Raw genomic sequence first — 21,467 nt, 5'->3', positions numbered from 1 at the left:
ACCGCCTGGGGAGCTTCGCTATATTCACCCATATGGCAAAAACCTCTCGCATCGCTTCCATTGTCGCCGCTACCTGCCTATCCCTTTCCACTGCAGCGGGACTCGCTGGTGCTGCGGACTCTGGCACTGCACCTGAGACCCTCCAGCCGCTTCCCACCGTCGAGGTGCCTGCGACGGGCAGCTCCGGCAGCTCCTCGCGAGTGCCGAAGGCATGCCAGAACCTGAATCAGCAGATCGATGAGGTGCGTAAGAAGTGGGATGCCGCCGTCGCGGAGCAGGATATCTACAAGGCCAATGCTTTGCGCGTCGATTTCGGCAACCTCGCCGCCAGCTACTACCAGTGCCGTTTGGCCGGGAACACCATTTCCGGTTCCCTGTAGCCGCTAGCATGGCCTCATGATCACAATTGGGCTAACTGGTGGAATCGGATCGGGCAAGTCAACCGTCTCGTCGCGGTTGGCGGAGCTCGGTGCTTTTATTGTTGACGCCGACCTGGTGGCGCGCGAGATCGTCGAACCAGGTCAGCCAGCTTTGGCTGAGCTGGCGGAGGCCTTTGATGGGGTGTTAAACCCCGATGGAACGCTGAACCGTGCTGAGTTGGCTCGCCAGGCTTTTGCTACCCCGGAAGCCACAAAGAAGCTCAACGCGATCACCCATCCGCGTATTCGTGCGCGCACGGAGGAGCTATTCAAACAGGGCAGGGAATCGGGTGCGGAAGTACTGGTCTACGACATGCCCTTGCTCATTGAGAATGGCGAGGTGAATAAGGTCGATCATGTACTGGTGGTGGATGCTCCCGATGAGCTGCGCATCGAACGCCTCGTTCAGCACCGCGGCCTGGATGAGGACGACGCCCGGCGCCGCATCGCCGCCCAGATCGATCGGGAGACTCGCCTAAGTGCTGCAGATACGGTGTTGGACAACTCCGGCAGTTTGGAAGACCTGCTGACTCAGGTCGATGGCTTCTGGGACGGGCTGTAAAACCTACCAGAAGCGGGGGATACCAGCTCCGAAGATCGGCGGAAGGCCGTCGGCTACGACTGTCTCCGGGAAGATATACAATCCCACCGCGTCGCGGTAGCGGGACATGCGTTCCTTGGCTAGGTTCCGCTGCTGCACCGGGTCGGACTTCGAAGCCAGGCCATAAACGGTGGTACGGGGGCCGAAGGCGATGCGGTAGTCACTTACACCTCGGTGCAGGTGGCTATCGGTGGTCGCGATGACCAGCTGGCGAGGCAACGCCGTACTGCGGGGAGCGCTGGTGGCATGCTTGTTCATGCGAGCGAACACCTTCGCGCTGTGCCATGCGTTGCTGATGGTGGACCAGGAGTTGCCTTCCACATGAATGCGCTGTGGGGAAATGCCAGCCTTGACTAGCCAATTCTTCATCGCTTGGGCCTCTACGTGGCCATGTTCGGTCTTTCCACCCGAGGTGATGATAGGGCTAGCGGGGTGCTTTAGGGCGTAGTCCCGGGCTACCTCCAGGCGGCGCTGTAGGTTCGGGTGTACAGAACCGTCCGGGTTCAGACCATTACCGAGGACAACCACGGTTGCGCGCGGACTGGTGGACTCTCCAGGCTTTTGGACGGGAGCTTCCAACACCTTCAGGATGTGCTTGATCTCGGTACGTCGAGCTGGGGAGAGTCTAGCAAGCGCCGGGCGAGGATCCTTGTTCATGTACTGAGCGGCTATGGCAGCTGCGGAGTAGGCGTCATCAACAGTGCGGGCAGTGCGAGCCCCGCTGGGGCCGACCGGCAACAGTTCGCCGGGAATAACCACGGTGTTGGGGCCGATCGGCGCGGGACCGGCAACGATCGGTGGAACGGCGGGCATAGCCGGCGCTGGCGCGGCAACGGCAGAGGGAGTAACCAAGAGCGAAAGGGCGATGACAGGGGCGATAGCGGCACGACCGCGGGAGAAGAGCTTCATGTGATTAACCTTAGAACGGCCATAGCAAAAGCGCTGGGTAACAGCACGGCAGGCGGTGTCCGGGGCGGTAAGTAGACTGGTGCGCATGGCCTTTGCAGCAGAACGTCCCGAATTGTCGTACTCCGAGTTTCGTCCCGTAGGGGAGGTCGAGCGATCGAATGCGGAGTTCGAAGTCATCAGCGACTATCAACCCGCTGGCGATCAGCCGAAGGCTATCGAGGAACTGCACCAGCGGTTAAACAGAGGCGAGCGCGACGTGGTGCTGATGGGCGCCACCGGTACCGGTAAGTCCGCGACCGCGGCGTGGCTGATTGAGAAGGAACAGCGCCCCACCCTAGTGATGGCGCCAAACAAGACATTGGCGGCACAGTTGGCTAACGAACTGCGGAGCCTCTTGCCAAACAATGCAGTGGAATACTTCGTTTCCTACTACGACTACTACCAACCAGAGGCGTATATCGCGCAGACGGATACGTACATCGAAAAGGATTCCTCCATTAACGAAGACGTGGAGCGGCTCCGTCACTCCGCGACCTCTGCGCTGCTATCGCGCCGGGATGTGGTGGTGGTCTCGTCCGTTTCCTGCATCTACGGCCTGGGAACCCCACAGTCGTACCTCGACCGCTCGGTGGTCTTGAAGGTCGACGAGGAGGTCGAACGCGATCGGTTCCTGCGCCTGCTGGTGGATATCCAATACTCCCGCAACGACGTCGCCTTTACCCGCGGCACATTCCGCGTCAAGGGCGACACGGTAGACATCATCCCCGCCTACGAGGAACTGGCAGTTCGTGTGGAGTTTTTCGGAGATGACATTGATGCGCTGTACTACATCCATCCCTTGACGGGAGACGTGATTCGCCAGGTTGACGAACTGCGCATCTTCCCAGCCACCCACTATGTGGCGGGTCCGGAACGCATGGAAAAGGCTATGCAGGCGATTAAGGAGGAGCTGGCGCAGCGGCTGGAGGAATTGGAAAACCGCGGCAAGTTGTTGGAGGCTCAGCGCCTCCGCATGCGCACCGAGTACGACCTGGAAATGATCCAACAGGTGGGCTTTACCAGCGGCATCGAGAACTACTCCCGCCATATTGACGGACGTGCGGCAGGGTCTGCGCCCGCTACGCTAATCGACTACTTCCCGGAGGACTTCCTCACGATTATCGACGAGTCACACGTGACCGTCCCACAGATCGGCGGCATGTTCGAAGGCGACATGTCCCGCAAACGCAACCTGGTGGAGCACGGATTCCGCCTTCCTAGTGCCCTGGATAACAGGCCATTGACATGGGAAGAGTTCGACGATCGTAAAGGCCAGTGCGTCTATATGTCCGCGACCCCCGGCGATTACGAGATTGCCGCCGCCCAAGGCGAATATGTGGAGCAGGTCATTCGCCCGACTGGCCTCGTGGATCCGAAGGTAGAGGTGCGTCCAACCGAAGGCCAGATCGACGATCTGATTGAGCAGATCCGTCAGCGAACCGAGAAGAACGAGCGCGTGCTGGTGACCACCCTGACCAAGCGCATGGCAGAGGATCTCACCGACTACCTGTTGGAACATGGTGTAAAGGTGCGCTACATGCACTCAGATATCGACACGCTCAAGCGCGTGGAGCTGCTGCGCCAACTACGCCTCGGCGAATTCGATGTACTGGTCGGTATCAACCTGCTGCGTGAGGGCCTTGACCTGCCAGAAGTATCGCTGGTCGCTATTTTGGATGCGGACAAGGAGGGCTTCTTGCGATCCGAACGATCCCTGATCCAGACCATCGGTCGTGCAGCCCGCAACGTCTCGGGCGAAGTCATCATGTACGCGGACAAGGTCACCGACTCTATGCAGTACGCCATCGACGAAACGGAGCGCCGCCGTGCCAAGCAGATCGCCTACAACAAGGAGCACGGAATTGACCCGCAGCCCTTGCGCAAGAAGATCGCCGATATCTTGGATCAGGTTGCGGAGCTTGAGGCAGAAGCAGGAAATGACGCCGATACCACCTCCGGTGGCAAGGGCGAATCGCCCGAAGCAGATTGGGCGCTGGTACGCGGCTCCACCGATGAGCCAATGGCACGTCCACAGCTAGAAAAGCTCATCCAAGAGATGACCGAACAGATGAAATCGGCGGCCAAGGAGCTGAAGTTCGAGCTCGCCGGCCGCCTCCGCGATGAAATCGCGGACCTAAAAAAGGAACTACGGGGCATGATCGACGCTGGGTTGTAAGATTGGGGTTATGTACAACACAGTCGTGGTCGGAACCGATGGGTCAGAATCTTCTTTTCTAGCAGTGCGACGTGCCGCAGGCGTGGCCGCAGCAATGAATGCAGAGCTTGTTCTGGCCAGCGCGTATGTGGGGGAGCATGCGGATACCGCGGCAAAGCAGACCACCGCTGTGGAAGGTGAAATGTCTGCGTCTGAGGTGTTGGCGTCCGCACGAAAAGAAGCTGAGGACGCAGGGGCGGCAAAGATCCGTGCGGTGCTGAAGGAAGGCGACCCCGTCGAGGCTTTGATGAGCATCGTGAAGAGCGAGGGAGCGGATCTGCTCGTGGTCGGAAACCGTGGGATCAATTCCCTGACAGGCCGACTACTGGGAAGTGTGCCTGCCGACGCTGCGCGCCAGGCGGAATGCGACGTGATGATCGTTCACACCGTAGGGATGAAAGACTAGGACTTTAATCTAGCACCACGGCAACGGGCGCGTGTGCACGACTGTAAGCCCCTGAGTGGCACGGGTCATTGCTACGTAGAGATCGTTGAGCCCTTGGGGGGAAGCCTCCACAATGTCTGCCGGCTCGACCAGCACAACCTCGTCGAATTCCAGCCCTTTCGCAGATGCCGTATCGACCAGCACCACTTCCGCGCCGGTGGCCTCTAACAGCTCGGCTATCGCCGACCGCAAGGCGTCCGGGGCCGCGGCAATGACACCGATCAGTCCCTCTTCGCCTGTCAGTTCACGGGCTTGCGCGATGGCCTCCCGCACTCCTTCCGACAGTGGCATCTCATCCGTGGGAACTACATAGCGCACGCCCGTGCCGGACTCTCGCAGCGCTACGGGCGCAGGTTGAGCGGGATCGATCTGCTGCAACAGAGGTGCGGCAAGATCCGCAATGTCTTTCGGTGTCCGATAGTTCACCGTCAACTGGTGCAGTTGCCAACGGTCAGCCACGAAGGGCGAGAGCGCCTCCGACCAGCTATCCACCCCACCGGGGTTGCCCGTCTGCGCTGGGTCACCGACCAACGTCATCCACTTGTTCGGCGAGCGGCGGAAAACCATCCTCCAGGCCATGTGGCTTAGCTCCTGGGCTTCGTCCACGATCACATGCCCGAAGGCCCAACGACTATCAGCTGCAGCACGTTCGGCAGTAGTGCGCTGATCGCGTACCCGCTGACGGGCGGCGAGCGTTTCCGCGTCGATGACGTCGTAGGCCATCAGCACCTCGGGCGCGAAGCCATCGTCGAGGTCTTGGCTAGCCGAGCCGGTAAGGATATCGAGAGCCTCCTGCGCCTCCGCGATCTTCTCCAGCCATTGTTCACGTTCCTCGGCCGCGGACTCCTCGTCGGAGACATAGCCAAGCAAGTCGATGAGTTCGTCAATGAGTGGCGCGTCGGCGTCAGTCCATTCACCGCTGGGATGGGCGGAAAGACCGCGCCAAGTGTCCTCGTCGTAGTCGACGGCGATGGCGGCAGGGTTTGCATAGAGCCGCTCTAAGACCTCGGTGGGGTGCAGTTCAGGCCAGAATTGCCCCAGCGCGTCCACGATCGCAGGGTCTGCGCCGAGCTCCTCACGCAGGGTGGCAATGTCCCCCTTACCCAGCAGGTTCGCGCCACCAAGCGGGTCGGCACCAATGTTTTCTCCCAAAGCCTCCGCCAGGGTGTTGAGCCCATGGTCTAGGAAGGCCGCCCGCGCGTGGTTGTGTGGCTTCCGGCTGCGGCGAGCACGAGTGCGGGCTGAGCGCACCATCTTTGGTGTCAGCTGCACGTTGAGTCCGTCGATGCTGAGCTCGATGTCGGTGTCCGGCACGGTTTGATACGCCTTGATGGCGTCGGAAAGGATCGTCAGCATTTCCCCCGAGCCTTTCACTTCGCGCGCCTGCAGGTTCGTCTCTGGCACGGTTTTTAGGTTCGGCAGAAGGGTGCCAGGGGTCGCGAGCACCACGCCGGTTTCGCCCAAAGACGGAAGCACCTGCGAGATATAGGAAAGGAAGCGGTCGTTTGGCCCGATGATCAGCACGCCAGTGTTGCTTAGTTGCTCACGCCATGTGTACAGCAGGTATGCCGCGCGGTGCAGTGCGACGGCCGTCTTTCCGGTGCCCGGTGCGCCTTGCACGACGGTTACTCCGCGGTGTTCTGCGCGGATGATCTTATCCTGCTCCGCCGCGATCGTCTCGACGATGTCCTGCATATATGGGGTGCGCGCTCTGTTGACTGCGTCGAGCAGCGCCTCTTCTTTGGCGACGCCACCTCGCGCTCCCGCCCCCGCAGAATCAGCGGGGTTTTGCGTATTGGAAAGCTGTTCGTCTGCCACGCTGCGTACTGTGCGGCCACGAGTGGTGATATGTCGTCGCGTATGTACCCCGTCGGGGTGCAGGGTGGTGGCCAGGTAGAAGGGGCGAGCTAGGGGAGCACGCCAGTCCATAAGGAGGGTACGCATCTGCTCGTCGTCATCGTGCAACCCGATGCGCCCGATATAGCGGCGATCCAGCTTTTCGTTTCCAGGCGCGGGATTTTCCGCCTCCGGGTCTTCGACGTCGATACGTCCGAACATCAGACCAACTTCTGCAGCGGAATAGGAATCGAGGCGTTGGGCAATGTCCCTTGCCTCGCGGTCGCGAACCATGAGTCCCTGCGGGTCGTCGATATCGGCTTCAAGGCGGACGGCCTTGAGGCGTTGTTCCAATCTCTGGCGGGCGTTATCTACCCGGGAGAGGAGATCGTCGAGGTAGCTCTGCTCGGCGGCGATGTCGTTATTGGGCGCCAAGGTGGTTGCTGGTTCCCTTCTGTCTAAGTCGGAAGTCTGCGTGTGTTGCAGGCGTCTAAAGGGGTAGAGCAAGCAATCATACTCTTTTGCCTGTTGTTCGTGATGGGAGCTCGTGCAGCGCTCGGCATTATCGCCAACTTCCTGATGCAGAACTTCGGTCCACGCTAGAAGCGCCACGGCCAGAAGCCCAGCCAGAATCCTGGGAAACAAGCATAAAAAAAGAACCCCTGGGCAGGGGTTCTTTTTCTTTCCCCACTACCCAGACCGGCAGGAGGGGAGAAAAGGGCTACTTCTGCAGGCGCTTTTGTGCCTTCTTGGCGCGCTTCTGAGCCTGCTTCTGTGCCTTCTGCGCACGCTTGCGCGACTTCTTAGTAGCCTTCTGAAGATCCTTCTTCAGGGCCTCAGAGTCGAAGTCATCCCACGCGCCCTGCGCCTTGGCAGCTGCGGTCTGTGCGTAATCGGAAGCCTGGTCGCCGAAGTCAGCTGCGCGCTCGCGCAGGTTCTCGGCGGTTTCCTTCCACTCGTCCTGGTGCTCGTCTACATAGTCGGCAACCTTCTCCTGCACCTGACCGGCAACCTCCTTCGTCTTGGCAAAGAAGCCCTGTGCCTGGTCGGAAGCGTTAGCGGCAAAAGCCTTGGACTGGGTCTGAGCGTTCTCCAGCATCTTCTGCTGCTCGGACTTACCCGGCATTGCCTGCTGTGCGCGCCACTTCAGACCCGGCTTTCCAGCGGTGTCTGCGGAAGTGATGACGAGGCCTCCCAGCAGAGCCAGGTCGGTAACCAGGCCACGGATCTCTTCCTTGCGCTCTGCACCATTGGTGGCGTTCCAAAATGCGTGGCGGGACAGAGCCGTCGGGATCTGTACCGCAGCCAGGGTGGCGGCGGCCAGGCGCGGAGCCTTACCCGTTGCCAGCAGGGCAGAAGCTACAACCTTGGTGGTGCCAACGATGCGAACGGTGGATTCTGCATCGTCTGGAATCAGGCCGGCCTTATCCTGCGGCAGAACGGAACGCAGGGTGCCGTTAATGGCCTTTGCGTCCTCGGCGTACTCGTTGCTGTTCAGCAGCATCTGAGCACCGTCGACGGCAAAGGCGGATGCCAGCAAAGGGCGGGCAAGGGTACGGAACATTTGGGTCTACACACTCCTCAATCGTTGGTGGCACGACCCTTGACTATTTTTAGTCGTGCTCGATCACTCATCCAGGTTACCGGAAGTGACCACGTCCCGAGTGGAAGTACACCGCTTGCTACCAACCCCGTGCAGCCCATTCCGCAAGTTTGCCCTTTTCTGCTCCGACGGTAGTGGAGTCGCCGTGACCAGGGTGAATGCGAGTGTCCTCCGGGAGGCTGAAGATCCTGTCGCGAACGTCGCCCAGGAGCTGCTGGAATTGCTCGGGATTGTTTGTTTTTCCGACGCCACCGGGGAAAACACTGTCACCCACCCACGCTCGTGGCACGCGCCCGTCGGCCAAATCCAGCACTGCCAAGCCGCCCGGGGTGTGGCCCCGGAGCTCGACTACCTGCAAGCCGAGCTCCGGCAGCTGTGCACCAGCCAGGTCCAGTGGTTCCCGGGAACCTTCGTCGTTTCCGTACACCCGATCCGGCGCCACGGGCAGCGCCTCGGCATCCAGGCGCGGCCCGTGGTGGCGGGCGCCTGTCGCCTTTAGGATGTCTGCCAGCGCGCGAGTGTGGTCTGCATGCTGGTGAGTAGTGAGCACATCGGTGATGCGCACACCCAGCCGTTCGGCCAGGCCCAGCAGGTGTTCTGCATCATCGGCGGCATCCACCAGCAGCGCCTCGCCGTCCCGGCACAGCAACCAACAATTGTTGTCCATAGAGCCCACGGTCGTCACTGCGTACGTATGGGCGTCAGTACTTAAAACCTGCACGTCGCGCGGTGCGGAAAGATGGCTAAACTCAGTGACCTTCTGCATATCACCAGACTAACGTTGTCTGGCCGATGGCGTAGACTAGCAGGGTTGTTGGACAAAGAAGCAAGGAGTGAATAGTGGCCGATCAGCTGATTGTCCGTGGTGCTAGCGAACACAACCTCAAGGGCGTGGATATCGACCTGCCACGCGACAAGATGATCGTGTTCACAGGGCTATCTGGATCGGGCAAATCCTCCCTGGCCTTCGACACGATCTTCGCAGAAGGCCAGCGCCGATACGTCGAATCTTTGAGCTCCTATGCGCGCATGTTCCTGGGGCGGATGGACAAGCCCGATGTTGAACTCATCGAGGGGCTGTCTCCAGCAGTGTCCATCGACCAAAAGTCCACAAACCGCAACCCGCGTTCGACAGTGGGCACGGTGACGGAAATCTTCGACTACCTGCGACTGCTTTATGCCCGCACTGGTACCCCGCACTGTCCGGAGTGCGGCGAGGTGATCCAGCGCCAAACTCCCCAAGAGATCGTGGATCAGATCCTCGCGATGGAACAGGGGCTGAAATTCCAGGTACTTGCGCCCGTGGTGCGTACCCGCAAGGGCGAGTTCGTGGACCTTTTCGAAAATCTTTCCGCACAGGGCTACTCCCGCGTGCGCGTCGACGGCGCCGTGTACCAGCTGTCGGATCCCCCGACTCTGGAGAAGCAGGTAAAGCACGACATCGACGTGGTGGTTGACCGTCTGCAGGTTAAGGATTCCCAGAAGCAGCGTCTGACCGACTCGATCGAAACTGCGCTGAAGCTGGCCGACGGCATTGTGGCACTCGAGTTCGTCGGCCTGCCAGAGGACGACCCGAACCGCGTGCGACGCTTTTCCGAGAAGATGGCGTGCCCCAACGGCCATGCGGTGCAGCTGGAAGAGCTCGAACCGCGCACGTTCTCGTTCAACTCTCCCTACGGTGCCTGCCCGGCCTGCGACGGCTTGGGCACGCGCCTGGAGGTTGACGAGAAGCTGGTGATTCCGGACGAGGATGCGCCGGTCATTAACGCGATTGCACCGTGGGCTTCGAGCCCGAACAGTAAGTACTTCACCAAACTTGTGACTGCGCTGGGCGAGGCGATGGGCTTTGATCCTAAGTCACCGTGGAGTGAGCTTTCGGCGGCCCACCGCAAGGCCCTCCTGAATGGCCACAAGACTCAGATCAAGGTGAGCTATCGCAACCGTTACGGCCGCTCCCGCAACTACAACGCACCTTTCGAAGGCGTGATGCCTTTCCTTAAGCGCAAGCTCGACCAGACCGATTCCGACTGGTCGAAGGAACGCTACCGCAGCTACATGCGCGAGGTCGCATGCCCGACATGTAAGGGCACTCGCTTGAAGCCGGAGGTCCTTGCCGTAACCATCGCTGCGGGGGATCGGGAACTATCCATCGCCGAGGTGTCTGATCTTTCTATTGCCGACGCCAGTAGTTTCCTGGACAACCTGTCTCTCACCAAGCGCGAGGAGATGATCGCCGGGGCGGTTCTACGGGAGATCCAGGCGCGCCTGAAGTTTCTTTTGGACGTCGGATTGAACTACCTGTCGATGTCCCGCTCTGCGGGCACACTGTCTGGTGGCGAGGCGCAGCGTATCCGTTTGGCGACACAGATTGGTTCGGGCTTGGCGGGTGTGCTGTACGTGCTGGATGAGCCATCGATTGGCTTGCACCAGCGCGACAATGAACGTCTGATCCGTACTCTGCAGCATCTGCGGGATCTGGGGAACACCTTGATCGTGGTGGAGCACGATGAGGATACGATCCGCACCGCCGACTGGCTGGTGGATATTGGTCCGCGAGCTGGCGAGTACGGCGGCGAGATTGTTTACCAGGGTGAGCCGGAGGGAATCCTTAAAGAAAAGAAGTCTCTAACCGGCCAGTACCTCTCCGGCGAGCGAATCCTCGCGGTGCCGGAAAAGCGACGTGAGATAGATAAGGGTCGTGTGTTGCAGGTACACGGGGCGCAGGAGAACAACCTGCAGAACGTGGATGTCACCCTGCCATTGGGTGTGCTGACAGTCGTGACGGGAGTGTCTGGGTCGGGTAAGTCGTCGCTGATTAATGGAATTTTGGCTAAGTCGCTGAGCAATACCCTGAACAAGGCACGCCAGGTGCCCGGGCACCATAAGAAGATCACGGGCACGGAGCACTTGGACAAGCTAGTGCAGGTGGACCAGAGTCCGATTGGCCGCACTCCGCGATCCAACCCGGCCACCTACACGGGCGTTTTCGACAAGATACGCAAATTGTTCGCCGAGACGACTGAGGCAAAGGTCCGCGGTTATGGCCCGGGACGATTCTCCTTCAACGTGAAGGGTGGACGCTGTGAGGCCTGCCATGGCGATGGCACGTTGAAGATTGAGATGAACTTCTTGCCCGACGTGTATGTCCCCTGCGAGGTGTGCAATGGTGCGCGCTACAACCGTGAAACCCTAGAAGTGCACTACAAGGGAAAGTCCATTGCAGAAGTTCTGGACATGCCGATCTCTGAGGCTGCGGAGTTCTTTGAACCTGTGACTTCCATTTCGCGCTACCTGAACACGCTGGTGGATGTTGGACTGGGGTATGTGCGCCTGGGGCAGGCAGCAACCACCTTGTCTGGCGGTGAGGCACAGCGCGTGAAGCTGGCCGCGGAGCTGCAGAAGCGTTCCAATGGGCGCACTGTGTACATCTTGGACGAGCCGACGACCGGCCTGCATTTCGAGGACATCCGAAAGCTCATGCTGGTAATCCAGGGGCTGGTGGACAAGGGCAACAGCGTGCTCATCATTGAACACAACCTTGATGTAATTAAGGCAGCCGACTGGATTGTGGACATGGGGCCGGAAGGTGGCTCCGGTGGCGGCACGGTGGTTGCCGAGGGAACCCCGGAGCAGGTTGCAACGGTGGAGGCCTCCCATACAGGCCGTTATCTACGGCCGATGCTCTGATCCAGGGCTTGGCTGCTGAGGCTGTGCCGGACGCTGTGGCTGTGCCGGACGCTGTGGCTGTTGGGGCTGCTGAGCATGGGGCGGAACAGGGGAACCCGTCGGTGCCGCGGGCTCCATATGCGTAGCGGGCACCTGAGCATTCGTTTGGATGTTTGTAATGCCATTGCTCTTGTTCGGCTTTTCGCGCGTAACCGCCGCAATGAGCAGCACCATGCCGCAGATCAGGAATGCCAGCGCCTGCACCAATCCACCCAGAACGGAGAGGTCATAGAACACGAGCTTCCCGGTGGCGATGATTGCCAGGATTAATCCCAGCTTCGAGTTGTTGCGGTACAGCAGATATACCGCACCCAACATCCAGCTGACGGAGATGAAAACATGGGCGATCATGAACGACAGCTTTGTCGCCGAGATGGCCATTGCAACCGCGGGAATCGCCGACGAAGCCAAAATGAGTGTGACTCCGCCGATACACATAAGAATCAATTCGGGATTGACCGTCGCACCGGGGGCTTCCCGACCGGCAATGCCCTGTAGACCCGAATCCAAGAGGTACTTATGCCGGTAAGCCAAGGCCACGGAAAGCGCCAGGCTGGTGACGAGCACGATCGCGGAGTCCGGGATGCGCATGTTGTCTGCCTCAACCCAGCTTTGCGGGGCATAGGTGAACACCACCAAGAACGAGCAGACCAATGAGATCCAGGCCACGGCCTTATGTATCCGCGGCAGTCCCCATACAATTGCAGCGGAGTACAGCAGCAAGGCTACGGCGATTGCTACGGTCGAGTAGCTCATAATCTGGACGCCACCGAGGTCTTCTCGGCTGAGCGCGGAGAGTTTTTGCCAACGGAAGAATCTGATGAGAAAGACGATCGGCAGCGTTCCCGCGGCGATCGAAAACAGGAAGGACGTAGCCACGGTCGGAGGCAGTGGAGCGTTTGCCGTGTAATGGGAGTCGACTTTGTAAATGGCTCCGTTGAAGTGCGCGATGACGTAGGCAAAAAGAGTTACCACCGAGATAAAAGCAATGCTTCCCCAGGAATCGTGGCTGCTAAGGATAAGGACAGGAACCACTACGACGGCAAGGACACTACTGATGTGAAGCTGGCGCGTAGCCCACGGTGGTACGAAGCTGATGATCGCAATCAGGGTGAATCCAACCACGCCAAGCAGGAACGTTGTGAGGACGAATGGGGCACTCATGAACAGCGCGGCCATGTATGTGATCGTCGCGGTGATTTGTAGCTTGAACCATGGCCGTCCCCAGCGAGCAGCAAAGCCGCAGATAGCGGCAGCCAAGAGGCTACCCGCGAAGTAGCCATTGTGGATCTCCCGCTGTGTCATTTGGTCGGCGGGGAACATCGAAAGGAAGCCAGCGGCTATTGGAACGATGAAAAGTGGGGCAAAGGCGGTGATGATGACCGCCAGAACCTCCTTCTTCCACGTATACGCAAGCCCCAAGGCAGCTGCGCATATGACCACTGTCAGGACACTGCCGAGCGCTTCACCGAACCAATTCAATTGGAACACCGAAACCCACAGATCAGCTAAGCCACCCAGCGTGGCAACGACAAGCAGTGCCGATGCGCCGACTCCGTCCGGCTGTCGCCGGTGGATCATGGTAGAAGCAAGTGCCAGGCCTCCACAGAGGACAGCAGCGAGGACGACGGCGGCTTCTGGGCTTAGAACGCCAGAAGCATAGGCCAGCAGAGCCAGGAAGGTAAGACCCACGACGGTGATCGAACCGCCGATAATCGCTAGCAGGCGAGTAACCAGATCCTCCTTTTCCCACCACTGCTTTAGCCTATTGACAGCAACCGGTTGGGGAGCGGGACGTGGTTGAGGGTGCGGTTGTTGTCTCTGCGGTTGTTGCCCCTGCGGTTGAGCTTGCCCTCGTTGAGGTTGCTGACGCTCCGGCTTGCTCTGCTGAGGAGGTCCCTGCTGTGGCCGGGGAGATTGCATTGATGGGGTTGCCGCCACCGGACGTGTCGGGCGGGGCGGCTGCGTCGGCATAGGTCGTGGTGGCTGCACCTGCTGGCGTGGCTGTGTTCGCTGCGGTGGTTGGATCCGTTGTGGCGGTTGCGTGTTCTGTGGTGGCTGTGTGCGTTGAGGCTGTACCGGGGAGGAGAGCCGTGCCTGCGGAGAGGGAACTTGCGTGGCATGTTTGGGTTGTGGGGCGGCAGCGGCTTGTGGCGTCGCTAGCTTCTGCTGATTAACAGCAACCTCGCGCAGAAGAGCGAACAGCTGTGCCTGGACCTTCGCATGCGTTTGCGCAACATCCTCGATGCGCTGCACCAGATCGGATGGGTTATTGTCGGAACTAGACCCGTTAGAGTGCCTGCTATCCTGATTGTTTTTAAAATCATTCATGTCTTAAAGGTCGCTTTTCTTTGGCCAGCTCCCGCTCCTAGAGATCGGAACGGACAGGGCGTTTTGTGTTCTATTGGTTACTTGTTATACTTCCAGGTACTACCGTCTCGTTCCGTTCATTTGGGACATTTTGTTTCAGGCAGTTTGTTTGAAACGCATTGCTCCAAGGAATTGGAAACGGGCTGCAAGTGGAGGTTCCTTCTCCCACCTAGAGACCGCCTTAGAGGTTGGGCTCGGGTCGTGGCCACAGGCACGGATGGGTTCTGAAAATCCGGAAGTGCAATGCATGGAAGCGTGGATATGTTCCCGCTGGTGCTTCTGTGGTTGTGATAGTGGGGGAACACAGGGGATCTTCAGTACTGCAGGGGTCGGTAAGACATTAACCAAACTGCTACTGAGGAGTTCACATTAGCGCAGAAGCTCGCATCAACGACCGTATTCGAGTCCCTGAGGTCCGACTCGTCGGTCCAGGCGGCGAACAGGTCGGTATCGTCAAGACAGACGATGCGCGAAAGCTGGCCTATGAAGCTGACCTCGACCTTGTAGAGGTTGCACCGAACGCCAAGCCACCCGTGGCGAAGATCATGGACTTCGGCAAGTTCAAGTACGAGCAGGCCCAGAAGGCTCGTGAAGCTCGTAAGAACCAGCAGCAGACCGTGGTGAAGGAACAGAAGTTCCGTCCGAAGATCGACGACCACGACTACGAGACCAAGAAGGGCAACGTTATTCGTTTCCTGGAGAAGGGCTCGAAGGTCAAGGTCACGATCATGTTCCGTGGGCGTGAGCAGTCTCGACCGGAACTCGGGTTCCGCCTGCTGGAGCGCCTGGCCAACGACGTCGAAGAGTACGGCGTAGTTGAGACTCGTGCGAAGCAGGATGGTCGCAACATGACCATGGTGCTGGGCCCGATCCGCAAGGGCAAGAAGTAGTAACAGAACTAGTTGTTAGAGGTTTTTCACCAATGAAGCAGAAGACTCACAAGGGCGCCGCAAAGCGCATCAAGATCACCGGCTCTGGCAAGCTGCGTCGCGAGCAGGCTAACCGCCGCCACCTGCTGGAGGGCAAGCCCTCCAAGCGCACTCGTCGCCTGAAGGGTACCGAGGACGTCGCTCCGGCTGACGTCAAGCGCATGAAGCGTCTGCTGGGCAAGGCATAGCGAAAGCCCACCTTTCCACCCCTATTCACCTCACCGCCTCATCGAGTAATAACCGCACTTCCGATAGTGCTTTTGTGAGGCGTGCACAATTTAAAGAAAAGGAAGTATCACCGTGGCACGTGTCAAGCGCTCAGTGAACGCCAAGAAGAAGCGTCGCGAAGTACTGAAGTCCGCTAAGGGCTACCGTGGTCAGCGCTCTCGTCTGTACCGCAAGGCAAAGGAGCAGATGCTCCACTCCAAGACTTACGAGTTCCGCGACCGCAAGGCTCGCAAGAACGAGTTCCGTAAGCTGTGGATCCAGCGCATCAACGCTGGCGCACGCCAGAACGGCATGACCTACAACCGTCTGATCCAGGGCCTGCGCCTGGCTGAGATCGAGGTTGACCGCAAGAACCTGGCCGAGCTGGCCGTCAACGATTTCGACGCTTTCACCGCTCTGTGTGAGGCTGCTAAGGCTGCCCTGCCGGAGGACGTTAACGCACCGGCTGCATCCTAAAAGCTAGCCGGAAGGCTTAGTTCACCCCTCATCCTGGTTTTTCCAGGGTGGGGGTCTTTTGCACATTTGGGCCTTCTTGACCGACGGATTCCCGATAGATTGAGGTAAAAGCTATCCCTTCGTTTCGCCAGTGTTTCCTGAGGAGATAACCCCACAATGAATGCGTACACACGACGATCTGCAGCAGTACTGCTGGCCCTTTCGCTCGCCGGATCCGTTACCGCCTGCAATATGAGCACAAACGAGGATGCCGAGCAGGCAGTCGAGAAAGCCTCGGAGAAAGCGCACGAAGGGGAAGCTGCTACCAACGAAAATGGCGCGGGCGAAGATCTTTCTTATGCGGACATGTCCAAGGAAGACTTCGCCGAACAAGCGGCGAAGGCTATCGATGACTGTCTGAAAAACACTACGGATTCCTCCCTTGTGCAGGCCATAGACGAGCTGCCCGACGAAGAGAAGAACCTGCTGAAGCGAGTCGATTCAGTGGAGCACTACGCGGAATTGAGTGATGAAGAAAAGGATCAGGTCTTTGAAACGGCCGACAAGATCTACAACATGCGTCACTACTTTGCGGGAGTCGATGAAATGAACACGGACGACCGTGGCGCATTCGTGGCGGGGCTGAACTTTACGCTGGATGCAATATGGCGCTTTACAGCTGGAAAGGGTGGTATGTCGGTCACCGCAGACCTCGAGAAGGCTGAGGTTGACGAGGGGCGCACGAAGGCCACCTTCCCGCTGGGATCCCTGGACATGAAAATGGGCGGAGTGCCGGGCAACCAGGGGGAGCCCATGACTGCGGTCGTTGAGGACGGTCAGCTCCGCGTCGATGGTCACTATCTCATCGAGTTGGGTCAGGAGGGCCGAGGCGGAACCGTCACCAAGACCCATGTAGAAAATGGTGTGACCACGACGGAAGAGGCAACCCAACGTCTCTTTGAGGAGTAGGTGCCCTAAGCTGTGGGATATGAACCCGCAGGATGCACAGGAAATTTTTACTGAACGAACCCCCCGTGTGGTCAACGCAGCCAAGCTTCACCGTGCGGCTGCGCGCAAGAAGGCGGGGGTTTTCCTCGTGGAAGGGGAAAATAGCGTAGAGGCGGCCATTGCTACCGGCAGCGCCACGGATGTGTTTGTGACTATGGCGGCGGCCGAGCGTTTCGAGCCGATCATTCGTACCGCCGGATACCTCAATGTCTACGTTCACTACATCAACGACAAGGCCGCCAAGCATTTGGCTGATACCGCCACGACCACGGGTTTGTTCGCCGTGTGTAAGCCGGTTTTGTGGTCTGTCGCTAAGGCATTGACGCCGCAGCCAAGGTTGGTGAGCGTTCCCGTGGAAACGAACGACCCCGGCAATGCCGGAACTCTCATCCGAGTGGCCGATGCCATGGGTGCGGATGCCGTGGTGTTCGCCGGGGAGACTGCTGATCCGCAGTCGTGCAAAGCTGCGCGTGCCTCCGCGGGATCGCTGTTTCATGTCCCCGTGGCGCGTTCAACGAATGTGAAAGATGTCCTTGGCCAGTTGCGCGCACAGGGGCTACAGATCGTTGCTACTGCCGCCGACGGGGAAGTGAGTCTGGACGAAGCGGGGGAGATCCTCACCAAACCAACTGCGTGGCTGTTCGGCAATGAAGCGCACGGACTCGGGGAGGAATTGCTGGCGGAAGCAGACCTGCGGGTTTCCATCCCCATCCGGGGACGCGCGGAATCTTTGAACCTGGCCACCGCCGCTTCCATTTGCATGTATGAGTCGGCGCGAGCCCAAGCACAAAGTTAACTCGAGCTAACTCGAGCTAGCTAGAGCAAGCTAGAGCTATCTAGACCTAACTAGACACAGCGTCCGGTACAGCGGTTGGGTGGAAGACGAATAACCCCGGCTAGGTGCGAGGTCGCCCTCGCCGGGTATTATTGACCAGGTTAAGCCGTGCACGTAGACAGAGGAGCGCACACAAGTGACGGATTCCGCGGACACTCCCCAGGTAGAGCTCTCGGAGCAGAGCCTTAACGCTGCCGCCGACGCAGCTGAGAAGGCTTTCACCGACGCTGCAAATCTGGAAGAGCTGGCGGCTGCTCGCCGCGAGCACCTGGGCGACGATGCCCCCATTCCCGCAGCCCGCCGAAGCCTGGGCAGTCTGCCGAAGGAACAGCGCAAGGACGCTGGCCGCATGGTCAACATGGCACGTGGTCGCGTCGAAAAGTGCTTCGGGCAAGTTAAGGCAGAGCTCGAGCGTAAGCGCAATGAGGAAGTCCTGCGCGCCGAGCGTATCGATGTAACCGAACCGACGACACGTGGCCAGCGCGGCGCCCAGCACCCAATCACCATCCTGTCCGAACAAATCGCCGATATCTTCGTCGGCATGGGTTGGGAAATCGCGGATGGCCCGGAGGTTGAGGCGGAGTACTTCAACTTCGACTCCCTGAACTTCATTCCGGATCACCCCGCGCGAACGCTGCAGGATACTTTCCACATTGCCCCAGAGGGATCTGGCCAGGTTTTGCGCACTCATACCTCTCCGGTGCAGATGCGTACGATGCTGTCCCGCGATCTTCCTATCTATATTGCTTGCCCGGGACGCGTATTCCGTACCGATGAGCTGGATGCCACCCACACCCCAGTCTTCCACCAGGTTGAAGGCCTGGCTGTTGATAAGGGTCTGACGATGGCACACCTGAAGGGCACGCTGGATCACCTGGCTAAGACTCTGTTCGGAGAGGAAGCCAAGACCCGCATCCGCCCAAACTACTTCCCATTCACCGAGCCTTCCGCCGAGGTCGATGTGTGGTTTGCAGATAAGAAGGGTGGCGCCGGCTGGATCGAGTGGGGTGGCTGCGGCATGGTCAACCCCAACGTCTTGATCGCTGCGGGTGTAGACCCGGAAGTGTACTCCGGCTTCGCCTTCGGCATGGGCATCGAGCGCACCCTGCAGTTCCGCAACGGCCTGCCCGACATGCGTGACATGGTGGAGGGCGACGTCCGCTTCACCCTGCCATTCGGCGTCCGCGGTTAACCCATATTCACTCTTCAGAGCACCCCATTTAAAGCCCCAATAAGGATCTTTCGAACATCATGCTTATTTCCCAGTCGTGGCTGACCCGAATCCTGCAGACTTCCAACCCGCAGTGGAGCGTGAGCGCCGAGGAATTCGACGCTGGCTTCGTCCGCGTCGGCTTTGAGACCGAGGGCTACGAGGCGATCCCTGAGACCACCGGCCCACTGGTGATCGGTCGAGTAGAAAAGATTGAGGAGCTCACCGAGTTTAAGAAGCCGATCCGCTACTGCGATGTGAACGTCGGCCAAGCCAACGGCACCGGCGAGTTACAGCACATCATCTGTGGCGCTCGGAACTTCGCCGAGGGCGACAACGTTGTTATCGCCCTGCCCGGCACAGTACTGCCCGGGCCTTTCGAGATCTCGGCGCGTAAGACTTACGGCAAAATCTCTGAGGGCATGATCTGTTCTGCGATGGAGGTTGGTCTGGCCAGCCAGCAAAACGCAGGCATCATGACTATTTCTGACGCCGATTTGGCCAGCGCCAACCTTCAGGTAGGCGACGATGCCCGTGGGCTGTTGGGTTTGCAGGACACCATCTTTGATGTGAATATCACCCCAGACCGCGGATACGCACTTTCGGCCAGGGGGCTTGCGCGCGAGTTGGCGTCGAGCTTCAACCTGCAATACCGCGACCCGGCACAGGACCCGGCGGCAGCAGCGATGCGCAACGACCTTTTCGCCGGCCTGCCCGGCACGGGCGGCGAGGTTCAGGCGCTGAAGGTTGACGCGGACACGAAGTGCTCGAAGTTTGGCATGCGTAAGGTGCGGGGAATTGATCCGAAGGCGGAATCTCCGCTGTGGCTGCAGCGAGAGCTGATGCTTTGTGGTCAGCGTCCTGTGAACCCGGCGACGGACGTGACGAACTACGTGATGTTCCTACTTGGTCAGCCGATGCACGCTTTCGATGCGGATAAGGTCAACGGCGAATTGCACGTTCGCCTGGCAAAGAAGGGGGAGAAGCTCACCACGTTAGACGATGTGGAGCGCACCCTGGATCCGGAAGACGTTGTGATCGCCGATGAGTCCGGCATTCAGTCCCTGGCTGGCGTGATGGGCGGATCGACCTCCGAGATTTCCGATGAGACCACCAACGTGCTGTTTGAAGCCGCTCACTGGAATCAGATCACGGTGGCACGCACGTGCCGTCGCCACAAGCTGTCCTCCGAAGCGTCGCGTCGGTTTGAGCGTGGCACGGATGCGGCGGTTATCGAGGACGCGCTGGACTTCGCTGTTGCACTGCTGGTGAACATTGCCGGCGGCGAGGTGGAGGAGGGGCGCACCCTGTTCGGTGCAGTGCCCGAGATGCCGACGATCACTATGCACACGTCGCGCCCAGGTAAGACTGCGGGCATGATCTATCCCGACGGCACCACTATTTCCCGCCTGCGTGAGGTGGGCTGTGAGGTGCGTGAGACCGGTTCGCGGGACGACAATGGGGCTCGCGAGATCGAGGTCACCCCGCCGAGTTGGCGTCCTGACCTGACGATGCCCGCCGACCTAGTGGAGGAGGTGCTGCGTCTGGAAGGGCTGGAGGATATTCCTTCTGTCGTTCCGACCGCTCCCGCAGGTCGCGGTTATACTCCGCGCCAGCGGATGCGTCGCAATGTGGGTAAGGCTTTGGCATGGGCCGGTTATGCAGAGATTCTGCCGAGCCCGTTCATTGCCAATGATGTATTCGACGTATGGGATCTGCCCGCTGATGATCCGCGTCGCGTGACGGTCAAGGTGCAAAACCCGTTAGAGAGCGATTATGCGCAGATCGGCACCACACTATTGCCGTCGATGATCGAATCGCTGCGTCGCAACGTCACTCGTGGTCAGCGAGATGCAGCTTTGTACGGCGTGGAGCAGGTTTCTGTTCCGAAGTCGGCCGAGCAGTTTTCGCCAATGCCTTCTGTTAAGCAGCGCCCGAGTGACGCCGAGCTGTCCGAGCTGCTGGATTCGCTGCCCGCACAACCACTTCATGTTGCCGTCGTCGCGACGGGTAATCGCCAGCTGCAGGGCACGTGGGGTGCGCCGGAAGCTTTCACTGCTGCGGATGCCATTGAATCTGCCCGTGTAGTCGCCCGCGCTGCCGGTGTGGAGATTACTCTGCGTAACGCCGAGTACTTGCCGTGGCACCCGGGTCGCTGTGCTGAGATCCTGGTAGGGGAGACGGTCGTCGGGCACGCTGGTGAGCTGCACCCGCAGGTGTGCGAGCGAGCCGAGCTTCCGCCGCGCACCGTGGCCATGGAGATCAACCTGGATGCGCTGCCTTTGGAGGAGACTTTCCCGCGTCCGGTGCTGTCTGCATTCCCGGCCGTTCTGCAGGACATTGCGGTTGTCGTAGATGAGTCCACTCCGGCACAGGCGGTCGAAGATGCTCTTCGGGCTGGTGCGGGCGAGCTGTTGGAAGAGATTCGTCTTTTCGACGTTTATCGCTCCGAGTCCTTGGGGGAAGGCAAGCGTTCGTTGACTTTCAGCCTGCGTTTCCGCGCTGCAGATCGCACCTTGACGGAGGAAGAGGCCAGCAAGTCCCGTGAAGCAGCTCTGCAGGCTGCGGCGGAGCGTGTGGGAGCCACGCTCCGCGCATAGTTGCATAATTCCCACAATATTGAATAATTTGCATTTGTGGGTCACGTAGGGCAGAATCG

At 59.5% G+C, this 21,467-nt stretch carries 17 protein-coding genes; 12 read left to right on the top strand and 5 right to left on the bottom strand.

The features are described 5' to 3' along the window. Window positions 1-32: 32 nt before the first annotated feature. Together ACWXWJ_RS06875 and coaE are read left to right on the top strand one after the other, a co-directional pair. Window positions 33-380 carry a hypothetical protein gene (locus tag ACWXWJ_RS06875; protein WP_473963945.1) on the top strand — a complete coding sequence of 116 codons (348 nt, stop codon included), beginning with the start codon at window positions 33-35 and terminating at the stop codon, window positions 378-380. Window positions 381-396: 16 nt separating this feature from the next. Then, window positions 397-981 (top strand): dephospho-CoA kinase, encoded by a 585-nt coding sequence (coaE, locus tag ACWXWJ_RS06870; RefSeq protein ID WP_293791987.1) that lies wholly within the window; start codon window positions 397-399, stop codon window positions 979-981. A gap of 3 nt (window positions 982-984) precedes the next feature. On the opposite strand, the gene ACWXWJ_RS06865 is transcribed toward coaE, so the two are convergent. Then, complete coding sequence (locus ACWXWJ_RS06865) at window positions 985-1,929, bottom strand: YdcF family protein (protein WP_473963944.1); 945 nt, start codon at window positions 1,927-1,929, stop codon at window positions 985-987. An 85-nt stretch (window positions 1,930-2,014) separates the two neighbouring features. On the opposite strand from ACWXWJ_RS06865, the gene uvrB reads away from it, so the two are divergent. Together uvrB and ACWXWJ_RS06855 are read left to right on the top strand one after the other, a co-directional pair. Next, window positions 2,015-4,144, top strand: a complete 2,130-nt coding sequence (gene uvrB / locus ACWXWJ_RS06860; RefSeq protein ID WP_473963943.1) for an excinuclease ABC subunit UvrB — start codon at window positions 2,015-2,017, stop codon at window positions 4,142-4,144. Between the two features lie 10 nt (window positions 4,145-4,154). Beyond that, the gene (locus ACWXWJ_RS06855; RefSeq protein ID WP_293791982.1) at window positions 4,155-4,589 is read left to right on the top strand and encodes a universal stress protein; all 435 of its coding nucleotides are present in this window, start codon (window positions 4,155-4,157) and stop codon (window positions 4,587-4,589) included. 9 nt (window positions 4,590-4,598) lie between these two features. Here the strand turns inward: ACWXWJ_RS06855 and ACWXWJ_RS06850 are convergent, their stop codons facing one another. The 3 genes from ACWXWJ_RS06850 to ACWXWJ_RS06840 all read right to left on the bottom strand — a co-directional run bounded on the left by ACWXWJ_RS06850 (window position 4,599) and on the right by ACWXWJ_RS06840 (window position 8,833). Next, window positions 4,599-6,899: a HelD family protein gene (locus ACWXWJ_RS06850; protein WP_473963942.1), complete on the bottom strand. Its 2,301-nt coding sequence runs from the start codon at window positions 6,897-6,899 to the stop codon at window positions 4,599-4,601. Between the two features lie 286 nt (window positions 6,900-7,185). Further along, window positions 7,186-8,028, bottom strand: coding sequence for a DoxX family protein (locus ACWXWJ_RS06845; protein ID WP_293791977.1), 843 nt, complete (start codon window positions 8,026-8,028; stop codon window positions 7,186-7,188). A gap of 118 nt (window positions 8,029-8,146) precedes the next feature. Continuing rightward, the gene (locus ACWXWJ_RS06840; protein ID WP_473963941.1) at window positions 8,147-8,833 is read right to left on the bottom strand and encodes an MBL fold metallo-hydrolase; all 687 of its coding nucleotides are present in this window, start codon (window positions 8,831-8,833) and stop codon (window positions 8,147-8,149) included. Window positions 8,834-8,907: 74 nt separating this feature from the next. Here ACWXWJ_RS06840 and uvrA point away from each other — a divergent pair, with 74 nt between their 5' ends. Beyond that, window positions 8,908-11,754: an excinuclease ABC subunit UvrA gene (gene uvrA / locus ACWXWJ_RS06835; protein ID WP_473963940.1), complete on the top strand. Its 2,847-nt coding sequence runs from the start codon at window positions 8,908-8,910 to the stop codon at window positions 11,752-11,754. Here the strand turns inward: uvrA and ACWXWJ_RS06830 are convergent. Continuing rightward, window positions 11,737-14,124 carry a DUF2339 domain-containing protein gene (locus ACWXWJ_RS06830; RefSeq protein WP_473963939.1) on the bottom strand — a complete coding sequence of 796 codons (2,388 nt, stop codon included), beginning with the start codon at window positions 14,122-14,124 and terminating at the stop codon, window positions 11,737-11,739. The two genes, uvrA and ACWXWJ_RS06830, sit on opposite strands and share 18 nt — an antisense overlap. Window positions 14,125-14,531: 407 nt before the next feature. On the opposite strand from ACWXWJ_RS06830, the gene infC reads away from it, so the two are divergent. The 7 genes from infC (at window position 14,532) to pheT (ending at window position 21,408) form a co-directional block, all read left to right on the top strand. Then, the gene (gene infC / locus ACWXWJ_RS06825) at window positions 14,532-15,053 is read left to right on the top strand and encodes a translation initiation factor IF-3 (protein ID WP_080716109.1); all 522 of its coding nucleotides are present in this window, start codon (window positions 14,532-14,534) and stop codon (window positions 15,051-15,053) included. A 32-nt stretch (window positions 15,054-15,085) separates the two neighbouring features. Next, window positions 15,086-15,280 carry a 50S ribosomal protein L35 gene (rpmI, locus tag ACWXWJ_RS06820; protein ID WP_269955193.1) on the top strand — a complete coding sequence of 65 codons (195 nt, stop codon included), beginning with the start codon at window positions 15,086-15,088 and terminating at the stop codon, window positions 15,278-15,280. Between the two features lie 112 nt (window positions 15,281-15,392). After that, complete coding sequence (gene rplT, locus ACWXWJ_RS06815) at window positions 15,393-15,776, top strand: 50S ribosomal protein L20 (protein ID WP_011273437.1); 384 nt, start codon at window positions 15,393-15,395, stop codon at window positions 15,774-15,776. 156 nt (window positions 15,777-15,932) lie between these two features. Then, the gene (locus tag ACWXWJ_RS06810; protein ID WP_473963938.1) at window positions 15,933-16,724 is read left to right on the top strand and encodes a hypothetical protein; all 792 of its coding nucleotides are present in this window, start codon (window positions 15,933-15,935) and stop codon (window positions 16,722-16,724) included. A gap of 19 nt (window positions 16,725-16,743) precedes the next feature. Further along, window positions 16,744-17,559 carry a TrmH family RNA methyltransferase gene (locus ACWXWJ_RS06805; RefSeq protein WP_473963937.1) on the top strand — a complete coding sequence of 272 codons (816 nt, stop codon included), beginning with the start codon at window positions 16,744-16,746 and terminating at the stop codon, window positions 17,557-17,559. A gap of 175 nt (window positions 17,560-17,734) precedes the next feature. Continuing rightward, on the top strand, window positions 17,735-18,790 hold the full coding sequence (pheS, locus tag ACWXWJ_RS06800) for a phenylalanine--tRNA ligase subunit alpha (RefSeq protein WP_293791966.1): 1,056 nt from the start codon (window positions 17,735-17,737) through the stop codon (window positions 18,788-18,790). 59 nt (window positions 18,791-18,849) lie between these two features. Next, window positions 18,850-21,408: a phenylalanine--tRNA ligase subunit beta gene (gene pheT, locus ACWXWJ_RS06795; RefSeq protein WP_293791965.1), complete on the top strand. Its 2,559-nt coding sequence runs from the start codon at window positions 18,850-18,852 to the stop codon at window positions 21,406-21,408. Window positions 21,409-21,467: the final 59 nt, after the last annotated feature.

The sequence above is a fragment of the Corynebacterium sp. p3-SID1761 genome (genome assembly GCF_055862885.1).
Note: the sequence above shows the minus strand (reverse complement) of the source record. Positions and strands in the feature narration are given on the sequence as shown.

Excerpts from the sequence above, each read along its gene's own strand:
- uvrB (WP_473963943.1), top strand. The coding sequence starts at position 2,015 with ATGGCCTTTGCAGCAGAACGTCCCGAATTGTCGTACTCCGAGTTTCGT.
- ACWXWJ_RS06845 (WP_293791977.1), bottom strand. The coding sequence starts at position 8,028 with ATGTTCCGTACCCTTGCCCGCCCTTTGCTGGCATCCGCCTTTGCCGTC.
- ACWXWJ_RS06840 (WP_473963941.1), bottom strand. The coding sequence starts at position 8,833 with ATGCAGAAGGTCACTGAGTTTAGCCATCTTTCCGCACCGCGCGACGTG.
- ACWXWJ_RS06830 (WP_473963939.1), bottom strand. The coding sequence starts at position 14,124 with ATGAATGATTTTAAAAACAATCAGGATAGCAGGCACTCTAACGGGTCT.
- ACWXWJ_RS06875 (WP_473963945.1), top strand. The coding sequence starts at position 33 with ATGGCAAAAACCTCTCGCATCGCTTCCATTGTCGCCGCTACCTGCCTA.
- ACWXWJ_RS06805 (WP_473963937.1), top strand. The coding sequence starts at position 16,744 with ATGAACCCGCAGGATGCACAGGAAATTTTTACTGAACGAACCCCCCGT.
- rpmI (WP_269955193.1), top strand. The coding sequence starts at position 15,086 with ATGAAGCAGAAGACTCACAAGGGCGCCGCAAAGCGCATCAAGATCACC.
- ACWXWJ_RS06865 (WP_473963944.1), bottom strand. The coding sequence starts at position 1,929 with ATGAAGCTCTTCTCCCGCGGTCGTGCCGCTATCGCCCCTGTCATCGCC.
- pheT (WP_293791965.1), top strand. The coding sequence starts at position 18,850 with ATGCTTATTTCCCAGTCGTGGCTGACCCGAATCCTGCAGACTTCCAAC.
- ACWXWJ_RS06855 (WP_293791982.1), top strand. The coding sequence starts at position 4,155 with ATGTACAACACAGTCGTGGTCGGAACCGATGGGTCAGAATCTTCTTTT.
- coaE (WP_293791987.1), top strand. The coding sequence starts at position 397 with ATGATCACAATTGGGCTAACTGGTGGAATCGGATCGGGCAAGTCAACC.
- ACWXWJ_RS06810 (WP_473963938.1), top strand. The coding sequence starts at position 15,933 with ATGAATGCGTACACACGACGATCTGCAGCAGTACTGCTGGCCCTTTCG.